Genomic DNA, 3,009 nt, shown 5'->3' with positions numbered 1-3,009 from the left:
GTTCGAGTCTCTCAAATGCTTGCAGCTCGCAGCGTTGTAAAACGCCTGTGGGTTGTGAGGTTAAGCGACTAAGCGTACACGGTGGATGCCCAGGCAGTCAGAGGCGATGAAGGACGTGCTAATCTGCGTAAAGCGACGGTAAGGTGATATGAACCGCTACAGCCGTCGATGTCCGAATGGGGAAACCCGGTGCACTCTGTGCATCATTGCAGCATGAATACATAGTGCTGCAAGGCGAACCGGGGGAACTGAAACATCTAAGTACCCCGAGGAAAAGAAATCAACCGAGATTCCCCCAGTAGCGGCGAGCGAACGGGGAGCAGCCCAGAGCCTGAATCAGCATGTGTGTTAGTGGAAGCGTCTGGAAAGTCGCAGGGTACAGGGTGATACTCCCGTACACAAAAGCACACGTGCTGTGAGCTCGATGAGTAAGGCGGGACACGTGGTATCCTGTCTGAATATGGGGGGACCATCCTCCAAGGCTAAATACTCCTGACTGACCGATAGTGAACCAGTACCGTGAGGGAAAGGCGAAAAGAACCCCGGCGAGGGGAGTGAAACAGAACCTGAAACCGTGTACGTACAAGCAGTGGGAGCCTTGATTTATCAGGGTGACTGCGTACCTTTTGTATAATGGGTCAGCGACTTATATTCTGTAGCAAGGTTAACCGTATAGGGGAGCCGCAGGGAAACCGAGTCTTAACTGGGCGTTAAGTTGCAGGGTATAGACCCGAAACCCGGTGATCTAGCCATGGGCAGGTTGAAGGTTGGGTAACACTAACTGGAGGACCGAACCGACTAATGTTGAAAAATTAGCGGATGACCTGTGGCTGGGGGTGAAAGGCCAATCAAACCGGGAGATAGCTGGTTCTCCCCGAAAGCTATTTAGGTAGCGCCTCGTGAACTCATCTCCGGGGGTAGAGCACTGTTTCGGCTAGGGGGCCATCCCGGCTTACCAACCCGATGCAAACTGCGAATACCGGAGAATGTTATCACGGGAGACACACGGCGGGTGCTAACGTCCGTCGTGAAGAGGGAAACAACCCAGACCGCCAGCTAAGGTCCCAAAGTCATGGTTAAGTGGGAAACGATGTGGGAAGGCACAGACAGCCAGGATGTTGGCTTAGAAGCAGCCATCATTTAAAGAAAGCGTAATAGCTCACTGGTCGAGTCGGCCTGCGCGGAAGATGTAACGGGGCTAAACCATGCACCGAAGCTGCGGCAGCGACACTATGTGTTGTTGGGTAGGGGAGCGTTCTGTAAGCCGTTGAAGGTGTGCTGTGAGGCATGCTGGAGGTATCAGAAGTGCGAATGCTGACATAAGTAACGATAAAGCGGGTGAAAAGCCCGCTCGCCGGAAGACCAAGGGTTCCTGTTCAACGTTAATCGGAGCAGGGTGAGTCGACCCCTAAGGCGAGGCCGAAAGGCGTAGTCGATGGGAAACAGGTTAATATTCCTGTACTCGGTGTTACTGCGAAGGGGGGACGGAGAAGGCTATATCAGCCGGGCGACGGTTGTCCCGGTTTAAGCGTGTAGGCGGAGGGTCCAGGTAAATCCGGTCCCTTATCAACGCTGAGGCGTGACGACGAGGCACTACGGTGCTGAAGTGATAAATGCCCAGCTTCCAGGAAAAGCCTCTAAGCATCAGGTAACACAGAATCGTACCCCAAACCGACACAGGTGGTCAGGTAGAGAATACCAAGGCGCTTGAGAGAACTCGGGTGAAGGAACTAGGCAAAATGGTGCCGTAACTTCGGGAGAAGGCACGCTGGCGCGTAGGTGGAGGGACTTGCTCCCCGAGCCGAAGCCAGTCGAAGATACCAGCTGGCTGCAACTGTTTATTAAAAACACAGCACTGTGCAAACACGAAAGTGGACGTATACGGTGTGACGCCTGCCCGGTGCCGGAAGGTTAATTGATGGGGTTATCCGCAAGGAGAAGCTCTTGATCGAAGCCCCGGTAAACGGCGGCCGTAACTATAACGGTCCTAAGGTAGCGAAATTCCTTGTCGGGTAAGTTCCGACCTGCACGAATGGCGTAATGATGGCCAGGCTGTCTCCACCCGAGACTCAGTGAAATTGAACTCGCTGTGAAGATGCAGTGTACCCGCGGCAAGACGGAAAGACCCCGTGAACCTTTACTACAGCTTGACACTGAACATTGAGCCTTGATGTGTAGGATAGGTGGGAGGCTTTGAAGCGCGGACGCCAGTTCGCGTGGAGCCAACCTTGAAATACCACCCTTTAATGTTTGATGTTCTAACGTAGGCCCGTGATCCGGGCTGCGGACAGTGTCTGGTGGGTAGTTTGACTGGGGCGGTCTCCTCCTAAAGAGTAACGGAGGAGCACGAAGGTCAGCTAATCACGGTCGGACATCGTGAGGTTAGTGCAATGGCATAAGCTGGCTTGACTGCGAGAGTGACGGCTCGAGCAGGTGCGAAAGCAGGTCATAGTGATCCGGTGGTTCTGAATGGAAGGGCCATCGCTCAACGGATAAAAGGTACTCCGGGGATAACAGGCTGATACCGCCCAAGAGTTCATATCGACGGCGGTGTTTGGCACCTCGATGTCGGCTCATCACATCCTGGGGCTGAAGTAGGTCCCAAGGGTACGGCTGTTCGCCGTTTAAAGTGGTACGCGAGCTGGGTTTAGAACGTCGTGAGACAGTTCGGTCCCTATCTGCCGTGGGCGCTGGAGAATTGAGGGGGGTTGCTCCTAGTACGAGAGGACCGGAGTGAACGCACCACTGGTGTTCGGGTTGTCATGCCAATGGCATTGCCCGGTAGCTAAGTGCGGAAAAGATAAGTGCTGAAAGCATCTAAGCACGAAACTTGCCCCGAGATGAGTTCTCCCTGACTCCTTGAGAGTCCTGAAGGGACGTTGAAGACTACGACGTTGATAGGCCGGGTGTGTAAGCGCAGCGATGCGTTGAGCTAACCGGTACTAATGACCCGTGAGGCTTAACCTTACAACGCCAGAGGCGTTTTTGAGAGACACGATTTTCAGCCTG

The 3,009-nt window shown here is 53.9% G+C and carries 1 rRNA gene; it reads left to right on the top strand.

Annotated features, from left to right (window positions below):
- Positions 1-58: 58 nt before the first annotated feature.
- Positions 59-2,967, top strand: a 23S ribosomal RNA gene (locus LQK91_RS21870).
- Positions 2,968-3,009 lie beyond the last annotated feature (42 nt).

The organism is Pantoea sp. MHSD4, assembly GCF_021043305.1.
Taxonomy (GTDB): domain Bacteria; phylum Pseudomonadota; class Gammaproteobacteria; order Enterobacterales; family Enterobacteriaceae; genus Pantoea; species Pantoea eucalypti.
Note: the sequence above shows the minus strand (reverse complement) of the source record. Positions and strands in the feature narration are given on the sequence as shown.